This is a genomic window from Nonomuraea sp. NPDC050451 (genome assembly GCF_044458585.1).
Genome location: NZ_JBITHZ010000001.1, coordinates 266,789 through 285,373, shown reverse-complemented (window position 1 = coordinate 285,373; position 18,585 = coordinate 266,789). Strand labels below are relative to the sequence as shown.

General features: G+C 72.1%; 21 protein-coding genes. 11 read left to right on the top strand and 10 right to left on the bottom strand.

Annotation, left to right across the window (positions count from 1 at the left end; translation table 11 throughout):
* Positions 1-37 precede the first annotated feature (37 nt).
* The 3 genes from ACIBI9_RS01190 to ACIBI9_RS01180 all read left to right on the top strand — a co-directional run bounded on the left by ACIBI9_RS01190 (position 38) and on the right by ACIBI9_RS01180 (position 2,340).
* A complete protein-coding gene (locus ACIBI9_RS01190; RefSeq protein ID WP_397219896.1) occupies positions 38-682 on the top strand; it encodes a hypothetical protein in 645 nt (214 codons plus the stop codon).
* Between the two features lie 126 nt (positions 683-808).
* On the top strand, positions 809-1,717 hold the full coding sequence (locus ACIBI9_RS01185) for a TIGR03621 family F420-dependent LLM class oxidoreductase (protein ID WP_397219895.1): 909 nt from the start codon (positions 809-811) through the stop codon (positions 1,715-1,717).
* A 38-nt stretch (positions 1,718-1,755) separates the two neighbouring features.
* Complete coding sequence (locus ACIBI9_RS01180; protein ID WP_397219894.1) at positions 1,756-2,340, top strand: histidine phosphatase family protein; 585 nt, start codon at positions 1,756-1,758, stop codon at positions 2,338-2,340.
* Between the two features lie 16 nt (positions 2,341-2,356).
* On the opposite strand, the gene ACIBI9_RS01175 is transcribed toward ACIBI9_RS01180, so the two are convergent.
* From ACIBI9_RS01175 to ACIBI9_RS01150, 6 genes are all read right to left on the bottom strand, one after another.
* The gene (locus tag ACIBI9_RS01175) at positions 2,357-2,620 is read right to left on the bottom strand and encodes a sigma factor (RefSeq protein ID WP_355383572.1); all 264 of its coding nucleotides are present in this window, start codon (positions 2,618-2,620) and stop codon (positions 2,357-2,359) included.
* Positions 2,620-3,501 carry a maleylpyruvate isomerase family mycothiol-dependent enzyme gene (locus tag ACIBI9_RS01170; protein WP_397219892.1) on the bottom strand — a complete coding sequence of 294 codons (882 nt, stop codon included), beginning with the start codon at positions 3,499-3,501 and terminating at the stop codon, positions 2,620-2,622. Before ACIBI9_RS01170 ends, ACIBI9_RS01175 begins: the two co-directional genes overlap by 1 nt.
* A 20-nt stretch (positions 3,502-3,521) precedes the next feature.
* Positions 3,522-4,280, bottom strand: a complete 759-nt coding sequence (locus ACIBI9_RS01165; RefSeq protein ID WP_397219890.1) for a hypothetical protein — start codon at positions 4,278-4,280, stop codon at positions 3,522-3,524.
* Positions 4,281-4,323: 43 nt separating this feature from the next.
* On the bottom strand, positions 4,324-4,581 hold the full coding sequence (locus ACIBI9_RS01160; protein ID WP_397219889.1) for a hypothetical protein: 258 nt from the start codon (positions 4,579-4,581) through the stop codon (positions 4,324-4,326).
* Positions 4,582-4,669: 88 nt separating this feature from the next.
* A complete protein-coding gene (locus ACIBI9_RS01155; RefSeq protein WP_185072716.1) occupies positions 4,670-4,906 on the bottom strand; it encodes a DUF397 domain-containing protein in 237 nt (78 codons plus the stop codon).
* Positions 4,907-5,728, bottom strand: a complete 822-nt coding sequence (locus ACIBI9_RS01150; RefSeq protein ID WP_350741585.1) for a helix-turn-helix transcriptional regulator — start codon at positions 5,726-5,728, stop codon at positions 4,907-4,909.
* A gap of 320 nt (positions 5,729-6,048) precedes the next feature.
* Between ACIBI9_RS01150 and ACIBI9_RS01145 the strand changes: the two genes are divergently transcribed.
* Both ACIBI9_RS01145 and ACIBI9_RS01140 read left to right on the top strand, forming a co-directional pair.
* Positions 6,049-6,552: an ATP-binding protein gene (locus ACIBI9_RS01145; RefSeq protein WP_397219888.1), complete on the top strand. Its 504-nt coding sequence runs from the start codon at positions 6,049-6,051 to the stop codon at positions 6,550-6,552.
* An 80-nt stretch (positions 6,553-6,632) separates the two neighbouring features.
* Positions 6,633-9,050, top strand: coding sequence for a helicase-associated domain-containing protein (locus tag ACIBI9_RS01140; protein ID WP_397219887.1), 2,418 nt, complete (start codon positions 6,633-6,635; stop codon positions 9,048-9,050).
* Here ACIBI9_RS01140 and ACIBI9_RS01135 read toward each other — a convergent pair.
* Positions 9,034-10,053, bottom strand: a complete 1,020-nt coding sequence (locus ACIBI9_RS01135; RefSeq protein WP_397219886.1) for an ABC transporter substrate-binding protein — start codon at positions 10,051-10,053, stop codon at positions 9,034-9,036. The two genes, ACIBI9_RS01140 and ACIBI9_RS01135, sit on opposite strands and share 17 nt — an antisense overlap.
* An 85-nt stretch (positions 10,054-10,138) precedes the next feature.
* Here ACIBI9_RS01135 and ACIBI9_RS01130 point away from each other — a divergent pair, with 85 nt between their 5' ends.
* The 3 genes from ACIBI9_RS01130 to ACIBI9_RS01120 are packed head-to-tail and all read left to right on the top strand — an operon-like array spanning position 10,139 to position 13,052.
* Positions 10,139-11,233 carry a FecCD family ABC transporter permease gene (locus tag ACIBI9_RS01130; protein WP_397219885.1) on the top strand — a complete coding sequence of 365 codons (1,095 nt, stop codon included), beginning with the start codon at positions 10,139-10,141 and terminating at the stop codon, positions 11,231-11,233.
* A complete protein-coding gene (locus ACIBI9_RS01125; RefSeq protein ID WP_397219884.1) occupies positions 11,230-12,237 on the top strand; it encodes a FecCD family ABC transporter permease in 1,008 nt (335 codons plus the stop codon). Before ACIBI9_RS01130 ends, ACIBI9_RS01125 begins: the two co-directional genes overlap by 4 nt.
* Entirely contained in the window at positions 12,237-13,052 is an 816-nt protein-coding gene (locus ACIBI9_RS01120) for an ABC transporter ATP-binding protein (RefSeq protein ID WP_397219883.1), read from the top strand. The genes ACIBI9_RS01125 and ACIBI9_RS01120 overlap by 1 nt, the downstream gene beginning before the upstream one ends.
* 18 nt (positions 13,053-13,070) lie before the next feature.
* Here the strand turns inward: ACIBI9_RS01120 and ACIBI9_RS01115 are convergent, their stop codons facing one another.
* Positions 13,071-13,667, bottom strand: a complete 597-nt coding sequence (locus ACIBI9_RS01115) for a TetR/AcrR family transcriptional regulator (protein ID WP_397219882.1) — start codon at positions 13,665-13,667, stop codon at positions 13,071-13,073.
* Between the two features lie 119 nt (positions 13,668-13,786).
* Between ACIBI9_RS01115 and ACIBI9_RS01110 the strand changes: the two genes are divergently transcribed.
* Positions 13,787-15,079 (top strand): FAD-dependent oxidoreductase, encoded by a 1,293-nt coding sequence (locus ACIBI9_RS01110; protein ID WP_397219881.1) that lies wholly within the window; start codon positions 13,787-13,789, stop codon positions 15,077-15,079.
* On the opposite strand, the gene ACIBI9_RS01105 is transcribed toward ACIBI9_RS01110, so the two are convergent.
* Positions 15,030-16,283, bottom strand: a complete 1,254-nt coding sequence (locus tag ACIBI9_RS01105) for an ArgE/DapE family deacylase (RefSeq protein ID WP_397219880.1) — start codon at positions 16,281-16,283, stop codon at positions 15,030-15,032. The genes ACIBI9_RS01110 and ACIBI9_RS01105 overlap by 50 nt on opposite strands.
* A gap of 63 nt (positions 16,284-16,346) precedes the next feature.
* Here ACIBI9_RS01105 and ACIBI9_RS01100 point away from each other — a divergent pair, with 63 nt between their 5' ends.
* On the top strand, positions 16,347-17,267 hold the full coding sequence (locus ACIBI9_RS01100; protein WP_397219879.1) for an endonuclease/exonuclease/phosphatase family protein: 921 nt from the start codon (positions 16,347-16,349) through the stop codon (positions 17,265-17,267).
* 49 nt (positions 17,268-17,316) lie between these two features.
* On the top strand, positions 17,317-17,637 hold the full coding sequence (locus tag ACIBI9_RS01095) for a co-chaperone GroES (RefSeq protein WP_192791957.1): 321 nt from the start codon (positions 17,317-17,319) through the stop codon (positions 17,635-17,637).
* On the opposite strand, the gene ACIBI9_RS01090 is transcribed toward ACIBI9_RS01095, so the two are convergent.
* Complete coding sequence (locus ACIBI9_RS01090) at positions 17,632-18,576, bottom strand: hypothetical protein (RefSeq protein ID WP_397219878.1); 945 nt, start codon at positions 18,574-18,576, stop codon at positions 17,632-17,634. The two genes, ACIBI9_RS01095 and ACIBI9_RS01090, sit on opposite strands and share 6 nt — an antisense overlap.
* Positions 18,577-18,585: the final 9 nt, after the last annotated feature.

Genomic DNA, 18,585 nt, shown 5'->3' with positions numbered 1-18,585 from the left:
CATGCGAGCCCCCGCCCCGCGGGCTCACCCTCGGGGCATGACCACCGTTGAGACAACCTCCTCCACCACCGGCTTCACCCGGAACGCGATGATCGCCTGCGCCGTGATCTCACCGCTCACCGTCGCCCTGACACTCCTGCTCGCGCCGTTCGACGCCACGGCCGAGGGCGAGCCGTACATCCGCGCCCTCGTCGCCGACCTCGACGCCTACGCGCTGTGGAGCTGGGTCGGCGCCCTCGGCGTCGTCACCCTCATCCCCGCGATCTTCGCGGTGAGCAAGGTGGCCCGCTCGGGGCGGCCCGTGCTGGGGCTCGTGGGCATGATCCTGGCCTTCGCCATGGCCCTGCCCTTCGGCCTGACCTCCGACGACACCATCTACGCGGCCGCCAAGGCGGGACTCGACGTGCCCACCACGAACCGGCTGGTCACGGAACTGAGCGAGGGGATGCCGACCTCGATCCTCGGGTTCACGTTCTTCCTGAGCCTGCTCGGCTTCGCGCTGCTGGGGGTCGCCGCGCTCCGCAGCGCCGCGCCGAAGTGGGCGGCCATCACCATGATCGTGGCGCCGTTCCTCATCCCGGTCCCCTGGTTCGCCGGGCTCCCGGACACGGCGGGCGGCGTGGCCTGGCTGGTCTTCACCGCCGCCACCACCGGCATCGCCCTCGCCCTCCCCTCCCGCTGACCCGACCGGCTCCCGCGAACGCAGGCGCCTCCCACCAGGCCGTGGGAGCCCGACGCCGCCGAGCGGGAGCGGGCGTTCGCGCGTACAGTGTCGCCCAAGCGCTTGCTCAAGATGATGGGAGGCATCGTGCGGCGGTTCAGGTTCGGGGCGGTGGTGCGGGAGGCCGGGTCGGGCGAGGCGTGGGCGGAGAAGGCGCGGCGGCTCGAAGCCCAGGGGTACGACGTACTCCTCGTGCCCGACCATCTCGTCGGCCCCAGGTTCGCGCCCATCGCCGCGCTGACGGCGGCCGCCTGCGCCACCACCAGGCTGCAGGTCGGCACGCTGGTGTTCGCCAACGACTTCCGGCATCCGGCCGTGCTGGCCAAGGAGGCGGCCACGCTCGACCTGCTGTCCGGCGGGCGGCTGGAGGTCGGGATCGGGACCGGGTGGATGGCGCGCGACTACGAAGGGGCCGGGCTGGCGCTGGAGCCGCCGGGCGTGCGGGTGGAGCGGCTGCGGGAGGCCGTGGCCGTGCTCAAGGGGCTCTGGGGGGACGGGCCGTTCAGCTTCCAGGGCAAGCACTACCGCATCGACGGGCTCGACCAGCGGCCCAAGCCCGTACGCAGGCCGCACCCGCCGATCGTGCTCGGCGGCGGCGGGCCGCGGATGCTGCGGCTGGCGGCCGAGGAGGCGGACGTCGTGAACATCGGGATGCGGGTCCGGCCGGACGGCAGCGGGCCCGACGACAAAGACGGCGGCCTGGCGGCGTTCCTGCGGAAGCTCGAGATCGTGCGCGAGGCCGCGGGCGAGCGCTACGACGCGCTGGAGCTGGGGACGAGCGTGGTGCAGGTGGGCGAGCGGAAGGCGGAGGAGGCGTGGAGCGCGGCCGACAGCTCGTCGCTCGGGGAGACGCCGCAGGTCCTGCTCGGGACCCGCGCCGACATCATCGACAAGCTCCGCTATTGGCGGGACGAGCACGATATTTCGTATTTCGTGGTGCATCACGAGCGTGACCTGGACGCCTTCGCCCCCATCGTCGAGGAGCTCGCCACCTGACGCCGGGCCGGAACCGGGCATACCGGATGATGGACTCCATGGAAGAGATGCTGCTGCTCCGGCACGGTGAGACCGAATGGAGCAAGGCGGGTCAGCACACCGGACGTACGGACCTGCCTTTGACGGAGCACGGCGAGGACCAGGCCAGGGCGTTGGCGCCGCTGGTCAAGGGGCAGTCGTTCGACCTGGTGCTGGTCTCCCCCGCCCAGCGCGCACGGCGTACGGCGGAGCTGGCCGGCCTGACCGGCTACGAGGTGGACCCGGACCTGTGGGAGTGGGACTACGGCGGCTACGAGGGGATCACCACGCCGAAGATCCGCGAGAGCCACCCCGGCTGGTACCTGTGGCGGGACGGCGTGATCCCCGGCGACGCCGAGCACCCCGGCGAGAGCGCCGAGCAGGTGGCCGCCCGCGCCGACCGGGCGATCGAGCGGGCCGGGAAGGCCGGGGGGCGGGTGGTGCTGGTGGCGCACGGGCACTTCCTGCGCGTGCTGGCCGCCCGCTGGCTGGGCCTCGGGCCGGAGGAGGGCAGGCTGCTGAAGCTGGACACGGGCACGTACTCGCGGCTCGGCTACGAGCACGCCGAGCCCGTGCTCCTGGCCTGGAACGCCCCAGTGAGCTGACAGGTGAGCTGACGGGTCAGCCGACCTTCGAGCGCACGGCCGACTCGTGCATGGCGCGGCTGACCAGCCAGCCACGCAGCGACCCCAGCGCGGGGTCGTAGGAGAGCGGCTGCTCCCACAGGGCCGTGAACACGTTCTGGGTGATCTCCTCGGCGTGCGCCTGGCTGCCGGTGACCTTGACCGCGACCCCGTACACGTACGATCCGTGCTGGTCGTAGGCGTCGGCCAGCGCGTCGAGGTCACCGGCCGTCAAGCGCGCGCACAGCTCCATGTCGCTCATCAATCGCACCCCAGCGTCGCGGCGGCGCTGATCATGTCGCGGGCCAGGGCGGAGTCGCCCTCGGCGGCGTACGGGAAGGAGTCGGGCGGCCGGCGGTTGGCCAGCAGCCGGCAGAAGTCCACCGCGTCGGCCGACACCAGCACCGCGACGTGGTCGGAGGTGGGCGACAGCGGGATCGTCCAGGTGCCGCCGCCCGGCCCGGTCAGCACGACGGTGGCCGAGACGTCGCGGCGCGGCTCCCGCATCGCCCGCGGCAGCAGCGCCAGCCCGAACTCCGCGATCATGTGCACGTGCTCGGGACGCGGCGGCTCCTGGGAGCGGTCGGTGGCGGCCCTGATGTCGTCGGCGTGCGTCCACGTCTCGAACGTGCGCTGGATCAGGGCCTGGCGCAGCGGCGCGCGGGCCGGCCGCGCTCCCGCCAGCGCGACCTCCACGCCGAGCAGCACCTCGCTGCTGGCCGAGACCCGTTCGAGGAGGCTGCCGGCCTGCTCGCGCCAGCGCCGGTGCACCGGCGGGCCGCTCGTGCCGCGCACGCCCATGAACCGGGCCACGGTCGCGTCGTTGGCCGCCAGGTGCTCCATCAGCCCCCTGACCGTGCCGTGCTTGACGATCGGGGCGTCCCACTGGGGCACGCTCAGCTCGGCGAGCAGGTCGTCCATGAGCGCGACCTGCTCGGCGTACGGGACCACCACCGACGACACGCCCAGCACGGCCGGGCTGCGGCGGCGGCGTGCCTTGGACAGCACCGCCTCGCGCAGCGTGGGCGGCGGCTCCGCCGCCGGGTCGGGATGGTCGAGCAGCGCGATGGCGGCGCGGCAGTCGGGGCACGCGGCGACGTGCTCGTCGGGGCTCTGCCCGTTGTAGAGGTACGAGTCCGTCATGGCCACCTCCGCAGCCGACGCTAACCCGGCGGGACCTCCGGCGCCAGGCGGCAACCGGGGAACGGTGCCAGAAGCGTCTCACGCCAGGGGCCTTCCAGATAGTCGCGAGCCCGTTTGCTCCAGTCCAGAAGCCGGGAATCGGGCGCGACCTCGTCGTCGAGGCCCAGGGCGGCGTCGCGGGCGCGCTGGGTGGCCAGGTGGTCGTCGAGGGAGACGCCCCAGACGGTGACGGCCTCGGTGTCGCAGAACAGCACCTCGTACAGCCCGACCAGGGTGTGGCCGTGCTCGGCGAGCAGCGGCGCCCGCTCGGTGCGCACCGCGTGCAGGTAGTCGAGGGCGGCCCCCGGGCGTACCCGGGCGTTCTCGAAGAGGTAGAGCTCGGCGGCGGGCGCCTCGAACAGCGGCGGGCAGCCGGGCGCGGCGCCGAGGGGCCTGGAGAAGGCGGAGAAGCGCAGGTCGTCGATGTCGGACAGGAAGAGACGCTCGTCGACGCCCTGGTAGATCTCCATCATCTGCCGCCAGCCGCCGTCCCATCCGCCGTGGCAGTCCCACAGCGTGACGGCCTTGAACTGCGGATGGCCGGTGATGCCGACGGCGTAGAAGGCGCCCACCAGGTCGATCTCGCGGGACCTGATGGACATGCCGGAGGTGAGCGAGGGCGCGCCGCGGCTCTCGTCCTCGCGCTTGTAGCGGGTCAGCCAGGTGAGGTACTCCAGGGGCCGCCTGGAGTTCATCGGCCGGAAGTCGACCTCCTCGATCAGGTGGATCGCGCGCCGCACCACGCCTCCTCTACCAAGCGGTTGCTTGGCATGAGGATAGCGATCAGGTCAGCGATTGGGAAGGTTGCGGTCCCCGTCCCGTGAGCCACTCCAGGACCCTGCGGTGCCCGGAGGCGGCGTCCTCGAAGTGGCCCCAGTGCCAGTACCGCGGCTGGTCGCGGAGGCCGGTCACCCAGGTCCGGTAAGAGACGGAGGCCCCCGTGGTGGCGGGCGCCACTCCATACGTACGGATCACGACCTTGCCGCCGGGCGCGAACAGCACGTCGTCGGCGATCGGATACAGGGTCATCTGGTCGAGCATGACCCTGATCCTCTCGGCAACAGAAGGCCGGGCTGTTAAGCCTCCGGCGCACCCCCGTTAAGCGGGTGCGCCGGAGGTTACAAGGCTGTTAAACGAGCAGGCCGTCGAACTCTCCGTCCTTCACCCCGAGCACCAGGGCCCGGATCTCGTCGCGGGTATAGATGAGGGCAGGGCCGTCGGGGAAGCGCGAGTTGCGGACCGCGATCCCCCCGTCAGGAAGCTCGGCGAGCTCCACGCAGTTGCCCTGCGAGTTGCTGTAGCGGCTCTTGCGCCAGGCGACCTGAGTCAGGTTCGCCGCGGGCATGCCGTTGTAGGTCTGGTTCATCTACATCTTTCTGAGAAGACCGCCGATGAGCTCGACGGTGCCCCCTGGCGTGGTGCTCTCCACGCACAACTGCTCCATGGCCGTGAGGTACGGGTCGATGTCCTCGCGTTTGTCCAGGTACAGGGCACCCCAGAGCTGCTCGACGTAGACAACGTCCGACAAGTCGGACTCGGGAAACCGCAAGATGCTGAACGCGCCCCCTTCAGCGGCATGCTTGCCGAACCTGAAGGGCATCACCTGAATGGTGATGTTGGGAAGGGCAGCCACTTCCAGCAGATGCTGGAGCTGCTCCGCCATGACCTCCCGCCCGCCGATGGTCCTCTTGAGCGCCGCCTCGTCGATGACGGCCCACAGGCGGGGTCCGTCCTTCTGGGTGAAGCGCTCCTGACGCTGCATGCGCATATGCACGCGGCGTTCGATTTTGTCCGGACTCAGACCGGGGTTGCCAAGCTGGAATACCGATCGCGCATACGAGGCAGTCTGCAACAAACCGGGCACGAACTGCACCTCGTAGGTGCGGATCATCTCGGCGGCCTCCTCCAGGCCCACGTAAGTGGTGAACCACGAAGGCAGCTCGGCCGAGTACTTGTGCCACCACCCGGGGGTGTTGGCCTCGCGAACCATCTCCAGCAGGGCACGGCGCTCGGCATCGTCGACGACGCCGTACAGGGTGAGCAGGTCTTCCACGTCACGTGTCTTGAAACCGACCCGACCGAGCTCCATCCGGCTGATCTTGGACTCGGACGCCCGGATGTGGAATCCGGCCTGTCCACGGTCGAGCCCGCTGGCCTCACGCAGGCGCCTGAGACTCGCCCCCAGCATGATGCGCCGTACGGTCGAACCAGAACCGGGCGGATCAATGGACACGTGCTGCTCCTTGTTCGTTTCCTTGCGACGCGGAGGGCGGCGTTCGGCCGTCCACCGCAAGTAGCGGAGTATGCACCTAGGGTGGGCTGCGGTCGGCGACCCACCCCATGTTGCGGGGTATACACATACAGTCTGTCACTTCACGGCCGAAAGATCATGGGCCGCGGACAAGATCCCCTTTCCCCCATATTGACCATTTGAGGGCAACCGTAGCGCCTGCACGGGTTGTCTGCACGTGCATTCGCTCTTGCACCTGCACGAGGATTTGTCGCAGAATGATCACCGTGCAATCCACCACGGCGCCCGGCCTGTGGACCACGTTCGATTGGTGGCCTCCGGTCGGCTGGTGGCCGGAGGCGGCCCGCGATCTGTTGGTCCCCGGCCCGTCCGCGAGCGCCACGTTCGTGCTCCCGCCCAGCCCGGCCTCGGTCCACTCGGCCCGCAGCTTCACCGCCGGCGCGTTGTCGGGATGGGGGCTCGCCGAGCTGATCGAGAACATGGAGCTGGTGATCTCCGAGCTCGCCACCAACGCGCTGCGCCACGGCCTGCACCTGGACGAGCCCCATTGCCAGCGCCCCGTCCACATGTCCCTCGTCCGCCGGGGACCCCTGGTGACCAGCGCATTCACCGATCCCGGCTCATCGGTGCCGGTGCTGCGATACCCTGGCCCCCTTGACACCGGCGGCCTCGGACTCCACATCGTCGAATCACTCAGCCTCCGCTGGGGCTGGTCCGCACTTGCACCTCACGGGAAGATCGTCTGGGCAGTCCTCTCCTGACCGGGGGTGATCTGCATTACCGTGGATGCTCATGGCTCACGGTGAGTCCCCGCGTGCGACCCCATGAGAGTTGCTCACAGATGGAAGATCACCTGCTCGGCTGGCTGCGAAAACTGAACGAAGACAGGCTGGGCCGCATCCTGGCCAACAGGCCCGACGCCATCGCCGCTCCCTGGCCGCGGCGGCTCGACATCCTGGCCCAGCGGCTGAGCAACGGCTTCGCCGTGATGGAGACCCTGCGGGCCCTGCCGCTGCCCTGCCTGCAGCTCGCCGAGGCCGCCCTGGCCATGACCCGCCCCACGCCCGAACGGCTGGCCGGCTTTGTGGACGCGCCGGTCGAAGAGGTGACCCCCTGGCTGGAGCACCTCTACGACCACGCGCTGGGCTGGCCGGGCGACGACGGCGTCATCCACCTCGCGGAGGGCGTTGCCCGCTGGTGGTCCGCCCCGCTCAGCCTGGGCGAGCCGCTCGACCACTACGTCAACTCCTGGTCCATCGGCAACGACGCGCTGCACGCGCTGGCCCGCAACCTCGGCCTGTCCTCCCACGGCCACAAGCGCCGCGTCATCACCCGCGTCACCGAGGCGCTCGCCGACCGCGAGCGCCTCGACGCGCTGCTGCGCGGCGCGCCCGACGGCACGATCCCGCTGCTCGACCGGTTCGCCTGGCAGGGCCCGGCGCTCAACGTCGACGGCGGCCGGTTCGTCACCCCCGGCACGCCGGAGAAGTGGTGCGCCGACCACGGCCTGCTCTTCCGCCCCAGCTGGCACGTCGCGGAGATCCCCCGCGAGGTGGCGATCTGCCTGCGCGGGCCCGGCTACCACCCGGCCTTCCGGCCCGAGGCGCCCGAGGTGGCCACGATCCCGGTCGACCCCGAGGAGGTCGACCATCTGATGACGCTGGCCGCCCCGCACGTGGTCGAGCGGTGCGCGGCCCTGCTCGACAACACCGCCAAGACGCCGCTGCCCCTGCTCAAGACCGGCGGCGTGGGCGTGCGCGAGGTGCGCAGGGTGGCCAAGGAGACCGGCTGCGACGAGGACGAGACGCGGCTGCTCCTGGAGGTCTGCGCGGTGGCCAGGCTGCTGGCCTGGGACGAGCAGTCGGGCGGCATGATCCCCACCGAGCGGTTCGACCGGTGGCGGCTCGACGAGGGCTCGGCGCGGCTGCGGGTGCTGCTGGCGGCCTGGTGGCGCATGGAGCGCTCGTCGCTGCGCAAGGTCGACGGCAAGTACGGCACCGTGCTCGGCGACGACCCCTCGGGCAGCGCGGTCGCCAGGATCCGCAGGTCCGTGCTGCCGGTCCTGGCCGGCCTGCCCGCGGGCACGGCGTTCGCCGACCGCGACAGCCTCGTGGCCAACGTTCACTGGCACGCGCCGCTGCTCGATCTGGAGCTGCTGCTGGCCTGCGCGCCCGCCGTGCTCGACGAGGCGACGCTGCTGGGCCTGCTGGCCAACAACGCGATCACCGACCTCGGCCGGGCGCTGGCCGGGCTCACCGCCGGGCCGGGCGACGAGAACGACGACGCCGTGCCCATGGTCGAGCACGACCCCGAGCTGGCCGAGGCGGCCACCAGGGCGCTGGCGAGCGTGCGCAGGAGCGCGCTGTTCGGGCCCGACCTGACCGCGGTCGTGACCGGGCCGCCGTCGGCGGAGCTGGCGGCGCTGCTCGACCGGGCCGCCGACCGCGAGTCACGGGGCGCGGCCTCGGTGTGGCGGTTCACGACCGAGAGCGTGCGCCGCGCGCTCGACCGCGGCTACGACGCCGACGCCCTGCTCGACGAGCTGGCCGGGGTCGGCACGATCCCGCAGCCGCTCGAATACCTCGTACGCGACACCGCGCGCAGGCACGGCGAGGTCACCGTCACCACCGTCGGATGCGTCGTCCAGGCCGGCGACCCCGCGCTGCTGGCCGAGATCGCCGCGCACCGGCGGCTGGGCCGGCTGGGCCTGCGGCTGCTCGCGCCCACGGTGCTGGTGAGCGCCGCGCCGGCCGACCGCACGCTGGCCGCGCTGCGCGAGGTCGGCTACTCCCCCGTGCCCGTCGCCGACACCGGCCAGATCACCATTCACCGCGCCAGGCCGGAAGAGCCGCCGAACGGCAAGCTGATCCTGCTGCCGGGCGGCCAGGTGGCCGAGCTGTCGGAGTTCCCCGGCCTCGCGGAGCTGGAGGTGCCCTACATGCTCGCCGAGCCGATCCCCGACCCGTACGAGCATGCCCGCCGCCTGGTCTCCACCGGCCGCGCCGAGGACGGCAAGAACGGCCGCACCTGGGCGATCATCGGCAGGATGGCCACCAGGCTGCCGACGGCCCAGCAGTCGCTGCTCGGGTTCGTGGTCGACCGGGGCGTACGCGCCGGCATCACGCTCACCGACGGGCTGACCGCCACGATCAGCCACGGCGAGCTCAAGGGCGCCGCGCTGGACGCGTGGTGCGAGGAGGCGGGCGACTACCTCGAATTCCCCCTCGCCGAGATCGTCGAGGTCAGGGGAGCTCTTTAGCCTTCTTCAGGTTGGCCACCAGCCCCTCGAGGAAGGCCGCGTAGCCCTGGTAGCTGTAGGGCGCCTCGGCGTTCCACGGGTAGAGCTGGCCGGCCTTGACCGCGGGGAGCTTGGCGAAGGTGGGCTTCTTCATCATCTCCTCGGGCTTGAGCGACTGGGTGCGAGTGTCATAGAGGATCACGTCGGCGTCGTACTCGTCGGCGTTCTCCCAGCTCAGCGTCTGGAAGAAGCCGCCCTCGTCCACCTTCGACGGCTTGACGACGTCCAGGCCCGCGTCCATCAGGTGCACGATGTCCGGGTACTCCGGCGGGTTGACCACCCACATCGCGTCGGGGCCGCCGGACATCATGAGGATCTTGAGGTTCTTGAACTGGGCGAGTTCCTTGGTGGCGGCCTCCATGCGGGCCTTGGCCTCGGGCACGCCCTGCATGTCGGCGCCCAGCGACTTGGCCAGCTCCTCGTACTTGCCGATCACCTGGGTGGCGCTGCGGCCGGTCAGCATGATGCCCGCGGTCGGGGCGACCTGCTCGATGGTGTCCTTCGACTTCTCGGGCACGTACCAGAGGGTGCCCTTGATGTACATGCTGCTGACCAGGAGGTCGGGCTGGAGCGCGATGTACTGCTCCACGTTGAACTCGTCCCACACGTTGCCGAGGCCCTGGACCTTGGTGATGTCGACGTTGCCGACCTGCGGGTCCTTGGAGCCGTCCTTGAGCTTGTGCGGGCCGAAGACGGCGACGGGGCGCACGCCGAAGTCCCACAGCGCGGCGGCGGCGCCGACCTGGGCGACGATCCTGGACGGGGTCTTGGGCTGCTCGACCTTCTTGCCGCGGTCGTCGGTGAACGTCCAGCTTTGAGCGGCGCCCGAAGCAGTGGCGGCCGAGGTGGCGGGGGCGGACCCGCCGGTGGCCGGCTCGCCGCCGCACGCCGCCAGTGTCAGGGCTGCCGCGAGGCCCGCGGCGGACGCCAGAAAACCCCTGCGAGGCAGAACCGGTCCCGACATGTACATCTCCTAAGGTTAGGCTTGCCTGATTACTGGGCGTTTAGATTAGCCTTGCCTAAGTTTGACCGCTACGAGAGGGGGTCGGGTGCGCCCGGCTGAAGACACGACCCCGCCGCGCTGGGGGGCCGTGGGGGACGATCCGCCCGCCACCGGCCACCCCGCTCCCACCGCAGGTCCGAAGGGGCGAGCCTTCATGCTCGCCGCCGGGCTCGTCGTCACGGTGGGCGTGCTGGCGCTCGTGGCGATGGCGAGCGTGGCGCTGGGGGCGCGATCCGTGTCGTTCTCGACGGTGATCGACGCCTTCCTCGCTCCGAACGGCTCCAACGACCACACGGTCATCCGCGAGCTGCGCATCCCGCGTACGCTGCTGGGCCTCGGCGTCGGCGCGACGCTCGGCCTGGCGGGGGCGCTCATGCAGAGCCTGACCCGCAACCCGCTGGCCGACCCCGGCCTGCTGGGCATCAACGAGGGGGCCGCGCTCGGTGTGACGCTGGCGCTCGGCCTGTTCGGGCTGTCCGATCCGGCGGTCTACGTCTGGTTCGCGTTCGGCGGGGCCGCGCTGGCCTCGGCCGTCGTCTACGCCCTGGCCTCCGCGGGCCGCTCGGGCTCCAGCCCGGTACGCCTCGCGCTCGCGGGCGTGGCCTTCGGCATGGTGTGCACGGCCGTGGCCTCGGCCATTTTGCGGATGGACGCGCAGACGTTCGACCGGATGCGGTTCTGGCTGACCGGGTCGCTGGCCGGGCAGACGGCCGACACGCTGGTGCGGCTGGCGCCGTTCATGGTGGCCGGGCTGGTGCTCGGGCTGCTGCTGGCCAGGCCGCTCAACATGCTCGCGCTCGGCGACGACGCGGGCCGGGCGTTCGGCGTGGCCGTGAACCGTACCAGGGTCCTCACCGGGGTGGCCGTCACGCTGCTGTGCGGCGCGGCCACCGCCGCCGCGGGGCCGCTGTGGTTCGTGGGGCTCATCGTGCCGCACGCCGTGCGCGCGGTGGTGGGGCCCGACCAGCGGTGGGTGCTCCCCTACTCGGCGCTGGCCGCGCCGGTGCTGTTGCTGGCGGCCGACGTGGTGGGCCGGGTCATCGCCCGGCCGGGAGAGGTGCAGGTGGGGATCGTGTGGGCGGTGATCGGCGCGCCGATCTTCATCATGCTGGCCAGGCGTAGGCGGGTGGCGGCGCTGTGACCATCCGCGTCGGCCCCTGGTCCGTACGGCTCGCACCCCGCGCCCTGCTCGTCGGCGCGGTCCTCGTCGTGGTCGCCTGCGCGGTGACCGTGGCGGCCATCTCGACGGGCGAGTTCACGGTGCCCGTGCCCGACATCGTCTCCGCGCTCTTCGGCCAGGGCACGCCGGTCGCCGAGCTGATCGTCAACAAGCTCCGCGCCCCTCGCGTGGTGACCGGGCTGCTGGTCGGCGCGGCGTTCGGGGTGAGCGGCGCGATCTTCCAGAGCCTCACCAGGAACCCCCTCGGCAGTCCCGATTTCATCGGCTTCACCGCCGGCGCCTCGACGGGCGGCATCGTCGCCGTCGTGGCCGGCGGCTCGGCGATGGTGATCGCCGGTGGCGCGCTGGCCGGGTGCGTGATCACGGCCGTGCTCGTGTACGCGCTGGCCTTCCGCGGCGGCGTGCAGGGCTACCGGCTGGTCCTGGTCGGCATCGGGGCGAACGCGCTGCTGCTGGCGGTCAACTCGTACCTGCTGACCAGGGCGAACATCAACGACGCGGCCACCGCGGGCGCCTGGCTCACCGGCAGCCTGAGCGGGCGCGGGTGGGACCACGCGATGCCCGTGGCGCTGGCGCTGGCCGTGCTGCTGCCGGTGTGCGCGTTCGTGGCGCGGCCGATGCGGATGATCGGGATGGGCGACGACGCGGCCAAGGCCATGGGGATCCGGGTGGAGCTCGTGCGCGCGGTGGCGATCACGGCCGGCGTGCTGCTGTCCGGGGTGGCCACGGCCGCCGCGGGGCCCGTCGTCTTCGTCGCGCTCGCCGCGCCGCAGCTCGCCCGGCGGCTCACGCGTTCGGCCGGGGTGACGATGGGGGCCTCGGCGCTCATGGGCGCCGTCCTGCTGACCGGCGCCGACCTGGCCGCCCAGCGCGTCCTCGCCCCCACCCAGCTGCCCGTCGGCGTGCTGACCGCCGCCATCGGCGGCACATATCTCGCCCTGCTCCTGCGAAAGGACCGCCACTGATGGCCCGTTTGTCAGGCACCGCCCGTTTGTCAGGTACTGGTCTCACCCTCGCCTACCACCAGCGCGTCGTGGCGACCGACCTGAGCGTGGCGATCCCCGACGAGTCCTTCACCGTGATCATCGGCCCGAACGCCTGCGGCAAGTCCACCCTCCTGCGCGCCCTGGCCCGGATGCTCAAGCCCAGGACCGGCGCGGTCCACCTGGACGGGAGCGTGATCACGTCGCTGCCGTCGAAGGAGGTGGCGCGGCGACTGGGCCTGCTCCCGCAGAGCTCGGTCGTGCCCGACGGGATCACCGTGGCCGACCTGGTGGCCCGCGGCCGCTACCCGCACCAGCGGCTCATGCGGCAGTGGTCGCGCGCCGACGAGGCGGCCGTCTCCGAGGCCATGCGCGCCACCGACGTGGCGGAACTGGCCGACCGGATCGTGGACGAGCTGTCGGGCGGGCAGCGGCAGCGGGTGTGGCTGGCCATGGCGCTGGCCCAGGAGACGCCGATCCTGCTGCTGGACGAGCCGACCACGTTCCTGGACATCTCCCACCAGATCGAGGTGCTGGACCTCTGCGCCGACCTGCACGAGGCCGGGCGCACCATGGTGGCCGTCCTGCACGACCTGAACCAGGCCTGCCGGTACGCGACCCACCTGATCGTCATGCGGGCCGGCGAGATCGTCGCGGAGGGGGATCCGACGGAGATCGTCACGCCTGAGCTGGTGCACCGGGTGTTCGACCTGCGCTGCGAGATCATCCCGGACCCGCAGTCCGGCACCCCGCTCATCGTCCCCGAATCCCGCCGCCGCATCTCCACCTCCGCCTGACCCACCCCGCCGGGTGGATCAGGGGGTGGTGAGGGTGGTGGCGAGGGTGGTGATGGCCGCGGTCGCGCGGTCCGGGCCGTAGGTGTCCTGAAGGGCCGCCGCCGCCTCCGCGCCCATCGCCGCCAGCAGCGCGTGGGACAGCGGGTCGGCGTCGCAGCCCGGCCGGGCCTCGGCCAGGAGGATCGCCACGTGCCGGTGCCAGAAGCGGTAGGCCCCGATCCGGTAGCGGGCCCCCGGGCTGGCGGTCTCCGACATGCGGACCAGGTCCAGGTGGGCGAAGAGGTAGTCGAGGTAGGCGGCCACGAAGGCGGTCAGGCGCTCGGGCGCGGGGGCGCTGGGCCCGAGGGGCGGCGGTCCGGACAGGATGCGCTGCTGCAGATCGCGCTCGCGCGCGTCCAGGAGCGCCACGGCGAGCCCCGACTTGTCGCCGAACCGCCGGAAGAGCGTGCCCTTGCCCACCCCGGCCTCCGCGGCGACGGCGTCCATGGAGACGGCCTCCACGCCCTTCTCCGCGAACAGCCGGGCGGCCGCGGCCAGCACCTTCTCCCGGTTGCGCGCCGCGTCCGCCCGCTCTTTCACCGGCTGGCCGACCAGAAGCTCCAGGGACTCCGACATGATTCGGACTCTAGTCCATTTTCAGTGCCCGCCGGCACAGCGGGAACGTGCCATTCGACATGGAACGAACGGCCGTCCCGGGTGACCCTCAGCCGGACAGACACCAACTGGGGGATCTCATGGACCACGCCGTCGTCATCGGCGCGAGCATGGCGGGGCTGCTGACCGCGGCCGCCCTGCACCGCCGCTTCGCCACCGTCACAGTACTCGACCGCGACACGCTGCCCGCCGTGGACGTCCACCGGCGGGGCACCGCGCAGAGCCGGCACGCGCACGGCCTGCTCGCCAGGGGCCGCGAAACCATTGACGAGCTGCTGCCCGGCATCACGGCCGAACTCGTCGCGCAGGGCGCGATGGAGGGCGACCTGCAGCGGAACGCGCGCCACCACCACTCCGGGCGGACGCTGGCCCGCGGCGACAGCGGCATGATCGGGCTGCTCGTCAGCCGGCCGCTGCTCGAAGGCCAGGTACGCCGCCGGGTGAGCGCGCTGCCCGGCGTGCACGTGTCGCCTGGCAAGGTCGTCACCGGCCTGCTCTCCCGGGACGGGCGCGTCACGGGGGTGCGCCTGGCCGACGGGGAGCCGATCCCGGCCGACCTGGTGGTGGACGCGGGCGGCCGCGCCTCGCGCACGCCGCTCTGGCTGGGCGAGCTGGGCTACCGGCCGCCCGAGGAGGAGCGGGTGGGCATCGACCTGCGGTACGGCACGCGCGAGTTCCGCCGCACCCCCGGCGACTTCGGCGGCGACCTCGTCGTGGTGATCGCCCCCACGGTCGAGTCGCCGCGCGGCGGGGTCGCGCTGGCGCTGGAGGACGACCGCTGGATCGTCACCATGGCCGGCTACGGGGAGGGCCCGGGGCTGGGCCTGACCGAGTTCGCCGAGTTCGCCGCCGGCCTGTGGGCGCCCGACCTGCACCGCCTGGTCAGCACGGCCGAGCCGATCGGCGAGCCGCGCACGTACCGGATCCCGGCCGGGATCCGGCGCCGCTACGAGCGCCTGGCCCGCTTCCCCGAGGGCCTGCTGGTCGTCGGGGACGCGGTCTGCGCGTTCAACCCGATCTACGGCCAGGGCATGACGGTCGCCGCGCTGGAGGCCAGGATGCTGCTCGACCCGGACCTGCGGCCGCTGCCGTTCTTCCGGCGGATCGCGAAGATCGTGGACGGCCCGTGGGAGATCACGGTCGGCGGCGACCTGCCGATGCCCGGCGTCGAGGGCAACCTGACGCCGAAGGTCCGCATGGTGAACGCTTACCTGGAGCGCTTCCACGCGGCCGCCGCGCACGACCCCGAGCTGGCGCTGCGCTTCCTGCGGGTGTCCAACCTCTATGACCCGCCGCCGTCGCTGATGAGCCCGGGGACCCTGCTCAGAGTGCTCCGCAGCGGCGCACAACGAGCAGTGCCAGTGCCCGCGTGACCTCGCGCAGCTCGCTCAGCTCGACCTGCTCCCTGGGGGCGTGCGCGTAACGCACGTCCCCGGGGCCGTAGTGCAGGGTCGGGATCCCGCCGGCCGCGTACAGCCGCAGGTCGCTCCCGTACGGCGCCGCCGCCTCGGCGGGCCGCGCACCCGTGACGTCGGCGACCGCCCGGCTCACCTCGTCCAGGAGCGCGTGGCCGGCGGGCAGCCGGCCGCTGGCGAACTGGCCGCCGGGCCACGTCACCAGCGGCGGGTTCGCGCGCAGCCAGGGATGGGCGACGCCGGCGACCGCCTCCTCGAACGCGGCCCGCGCCGCCGCCGGGTCCTCGTCCAGCCGCACCCCGAGCCGCCCTTCGGCGACCAGCAGGTCGGGCACGGTGCTGGCCCAGTCGCCCGCGCGCACGGTGCCGATCTCGATCGGGTACGGCGCTCCGTCGCCCCGGAAGAGGTCGGGAAAGTCCCGGTTGCGCTCGGTCTCCAGCCGCCTGATCGCCTCGAACACCGGCCAGAACGCCTCGACCGCGCTGACCCCCTCGTGCCGCGTGGCCCCGTGGGCGGCCCGCCCGGCGATCTCCAGCCGGAACGTCAGCGCGCCCGCGTTGGCCGTGATGACCGCGCCGCTGGTGGGCTCGGTGATGACCGCGGCCTCCGCCGTGTGCCCCCGGGCGAGCGTGGCGAACGCGCCGAGCCCGCCGTCCTCCTCGCTGATCACGCAGTGCACCGCCAGCGGCCTGGCCAGCCTGACCCCGGCCTTCTTGATCGCCCGCGCCACGGCCAGGTTCGCGACCAGGCCCGCCTTCATGTCGCAGGCGCCCCTGCCGTGCAGCACGTCGCCGGTGATCCGGGCGGCGAACGGGTCGCGCCCGTCCCACTTGGCCAGGTCGCCGGTCGGGACGACGTCCACGTGGCCCTGCAGCGCCAGCGCGGGCGGCCCTTCGCCCTCGGTGACGGCCACGACGCCGTACCCCTCGGTCCTGGGCGCCTCGGTGCCGGGGAAGCCGGGACGGCCGGTCAGGTCGGCGAGGTCGAGCTTCCAGACGTCCACGTCCATGCCGGCCTCGGTGAGCAGGCGGGCGAAGCGGTGCTGCAGCTCGGACTCGGCGTCGGTGCCGGTCACGCTGGGGATGCCGACGGTCTCGGCCAGCAGGTTCACGGTCTCGGCCTCGTCGATGGCGTTCAGGACGCCGGCCTCCACGTCGCGCATGGAGCACACCTTACTCATGAACCCGGATCGCGGTTTGTGGCGATACAGGGCGTGCGGACATGGATGAGCTGGATCGTGGTGGTGCCGTTCGCGGGGTGGGCGGCGGTGCGGTTGAGCGGGTTCGAACCGGACTGGCCGTGGGTGCCGGTGGTGGCGTACACGCCGTACGCGGTGTGCGCGGCGGTGGTGAGCCTGGCGCTGGCCTGCCTGCTGCGGCGGTGGGCGGCGGGCACGGTCGCGCTCGTCACGGTGCTGGCATTGGTGCCTGCCGTGCTCCCTCGTGGCCTGGTCGACGGCAACCCCGACGCCGACGGGCCGGTGCTGCGGGTGCTCGCGGCGAACCTGCTGGTGGGGCGGGCCCACACGGCGGAGCTGATGGCGCTGATCAGCAGGTTGCGGCCGGACGTGCTGACGTTGCAGGAGTTCACGCCGGACGCCATGCGGCGGCTGGACAGGGCGGGGGTGCGCGCGATGTTGCCGTACGCCGTCACCCGGCCGCGGGAGGGGGTCGGCGGGTCGGCCGTGTACGCGCGGCACCCGGTCACGGCCGGGCAGGCCATCAACTACGGCGGCTTCGGGCAGGCCAGGGCCTGGCTCAGGCATCCCGGCGGGGCACGCGTGGAGATCGTGTCGGTGCACCCGTGCGCGCCCAAGCGGATCGGGCGGCAGCCGTGCTGGCAGTCGGGCCTGGAGGCGCTGCCGCCCGCGGGCAAGGAGCTGCGGGTGCTGGCGGGCGACTTCAACGCCACGCTCGACCATCTGCCGGTACGCGCCCTGCTGGCGAGCGGCTACCGGGACGCGGCCGACGTCATGGGACGGGGATTCGTGGCGACCTGGCCGCAGGAGGGGTCGCAGGTGAACCTGCCCGGTGTGGCGATCGACCACGTGCTGGCGGATTCGCGGATGGCGGTGCGGGAGTTCGAGGTGCTGCCGTTGCGGGGCACCGACCATCGGCCCGTGTTCTCCGAGCTCAGGCTGCCGTGATCGTGACTTCCGGAGTCTCGCGGGTGCCGTGGCTCGTAAACTTGGGCGCGTGGTAGAGCCCAAGTTCGAAATTCAGATGCTGCACGACCGGGTCATGATCAAGCTGGAGCCCGAGGCCGAGGAGCGGCGCAGCGGCTCCGGGATCGTCATCCCCGCGACGGTCAAGATGGCCAACCGGCTGGCCTGGGGCGAGGTGTGCGGCGTCGGCACGAACGTGCGCTCGGTCAAGGTGGGCGACAAGGTGCTCTTCAACCCGGACGAGCAGTCCGAGGTCGAGGTGCACGCGCAGGTCTATCTGGTGATGCGCGAGCGCGACCTGCACGCGGTGGCCACCCAGGAGACCGACCACGGCACCGGTCTCTATCTATGACCCTCGGGTGAAGGAGAGCCAGAGTTCCGCGGCCCACGTCGTACGGGGCACCTCCGCGAGCACGCGTGTCGCCTTGCCGGTCAGATCCAGCACCACCAGCCGGTAGGCCGTGCCGCGCGCCACGACGGCGATGACGTGGCTGTCGTCCCACCAGCCGAACAGCGCCTCCGGCCGGGCGTTCACCCGCTGGACGATCTTGCCGGTGGCCGGGTCGACGAGGCAGAGCTGTTCCTTGAAGCGTGACGGGCACCAGGTGGTCAGGCGGGTGCCCGACGGCGAGAACGAGTCCTCGGGCCCGGTCGGCAGGCCGACGCCGGCGTAGGTGCGCAGGACCGCGCCGTCCACGGCCCGGTAGACGCGCAGGCCGGTGCCGTACATGGAGACGAGGTTGCCGTCGGGGCTCCACCAGAAGCCCGCTTTCGCGCTCAGGCCGGTGACCCTGATCGTGCGCGCGGTCTTGGCGGCCACGTCCACGACGGTGTAGCCGATCACGCGCCACGTGCCGCCCGTCTTCTGCTCGACCGTGAGCGCGACCCGTTTCCCGTCGCGGGACCAGGAGGCGTAGGAAGCCGTCAGGGGCTTCTTGACCGTGCGGATCCGGCCGGCGGCGCCGGTGGTGCGGTCGGTGACGATCAGGGAGTCGTAGCCCGACCGGTACGCCCTGGGCACGCCTGCCGTCAGCCGGCCGCCGGGCGCGACGGACACTTCGGACAGCGACTGCTGCCAGGTGAACGTGCTCCCGGTCGTGGACCTGAGGTAGGTGCGCTTGGTGCCGAGACCGTAGGCGGTCAGGCGTACCGGATCACCTGTCGTTTCGCGATATTTCACGCCCCCGGTCCCGGGGAGCACGAGGTCCGCCCGGGCGGCGGGACCCGTAAACCCCGCGGACGCGTGGCCGGAAAGCGTTAAGGACAGCGCGATGGCGATTTTGGCGATCACGCCCGCAGA

Excerpts from the sequence above, each read along its gene's own strand:
- ACIBI9_RS01175 (WP_355383572.1), bottom strand. The coding sequence starts at position 2,620 with ATGAGCGACATGGAGCTGTGCGCGCGCTTGACGGCCGGTGACCTCGAC.
- ACIBI9_RS01135 (WP_397219886.1), bottom strand. The coding sequence starts at position 10,053 with ATGTCGGGACCGGTTCTGCCTCGCAGGGGTTTTCTGGCGTCCGCCGCG.
- ACIBI9_RS01190 (WP_397219896.1), top strand. The coding sequence starts at position 38 with ATGACCACCGTTGAGACAACCTCCTCCACCACCGGCTTCACCCGGAAC.
- ACIBI9_RS01150 (WP_350741585.1), bottom strand. The coding sequence starts at position 5,728 with ATGCTGGGGGCGAGTCTCAGGCGCCTGCGTGAGGCCAGCGGGCTCGAC.
- ACIBI9_RS01115 (WP_397219882.1), bottom strand. The coding sequence starts at position 13,667 with ATGTCGGAGTCCCTGGAGCTTCTGGTCGGCCAGCCGGTGAAAGAGCGG.
- ACIBI9_RS01180 (WP_397219894.1), top strand. The coding sequence starts at position 1,756 with ATGGAAGAGATGCTGCTGCTCCGGCACGGTGAGACCGAATGGAGCAAG.
- ACIBI9_RS01145 (WP_397219888.1), top strand. The coding sequence starts at position 6,049 with ATGATCACCGTGCAATCCACCACGGCGCCCGGCCTGTGGACCACGTTC.
- ACIBI9_RS01140 (WP_397219887.1), top strand. The coding sequence starts at position 6,633 with ATGGAAGATCACCTGCTCGGCTGGCTGCGAAAACTGAACGAAGACAGG.
- ACIBI9_RS01100 (WP_397219879.1), top strand. The coding sequence starts at position 16,347 with ATGAGCTGGATCGTGGTGGTGCCGTTCGCGGGGTGGGCGGCGGTGCGG.
- ACIBI9_RS01120 (WP_397219883.1), top strand. The coding sequence starts at position 12,237 with ATGGCCCGTTTGTCAGGCACCGCCCGTTTGTCAGGTACTGGTCTCACC.
- ACIBI9_RS01170 (WP_397219892.1), bottom strand. The coding sequence starts at position 3,501 with ATGACGGACTCGTACCTCTACAACGGGCAGAGCCCCGACGAGCACGTC.
- ACIBI9_RS01105 (WP_397219880.1), bottom strand. The coding sequence starts at position 16,283 with ATGCGCGACGTGGAGGCCGGCGTCCTGAACGCCATCGACGAGGCCGAG.
- ACIBI9_RS01160 (WP_397219889.1), bottom strand. The coding sequence starts at position 4,581 with ATGCTCGACCAGATGACCCTGTATCCGATCGCCGACGACGTGCTGTTC.
- ACIBI9_RS01110 (WP_397219881.1), top strand. The coding sequence starts at position 13,787 with ATGGACCACGCCGTCGTCATCGGCGCGAGCATGGCGGGGCTGCTGACC.
- ACIBI9_RS01155 (WP_185072716.1), bottom strand. The coding sequence starts at position 4,906 with ATGAACCAGACCTACAACGGCATGCCCGCGGCGAACCTGACTCAGGTC.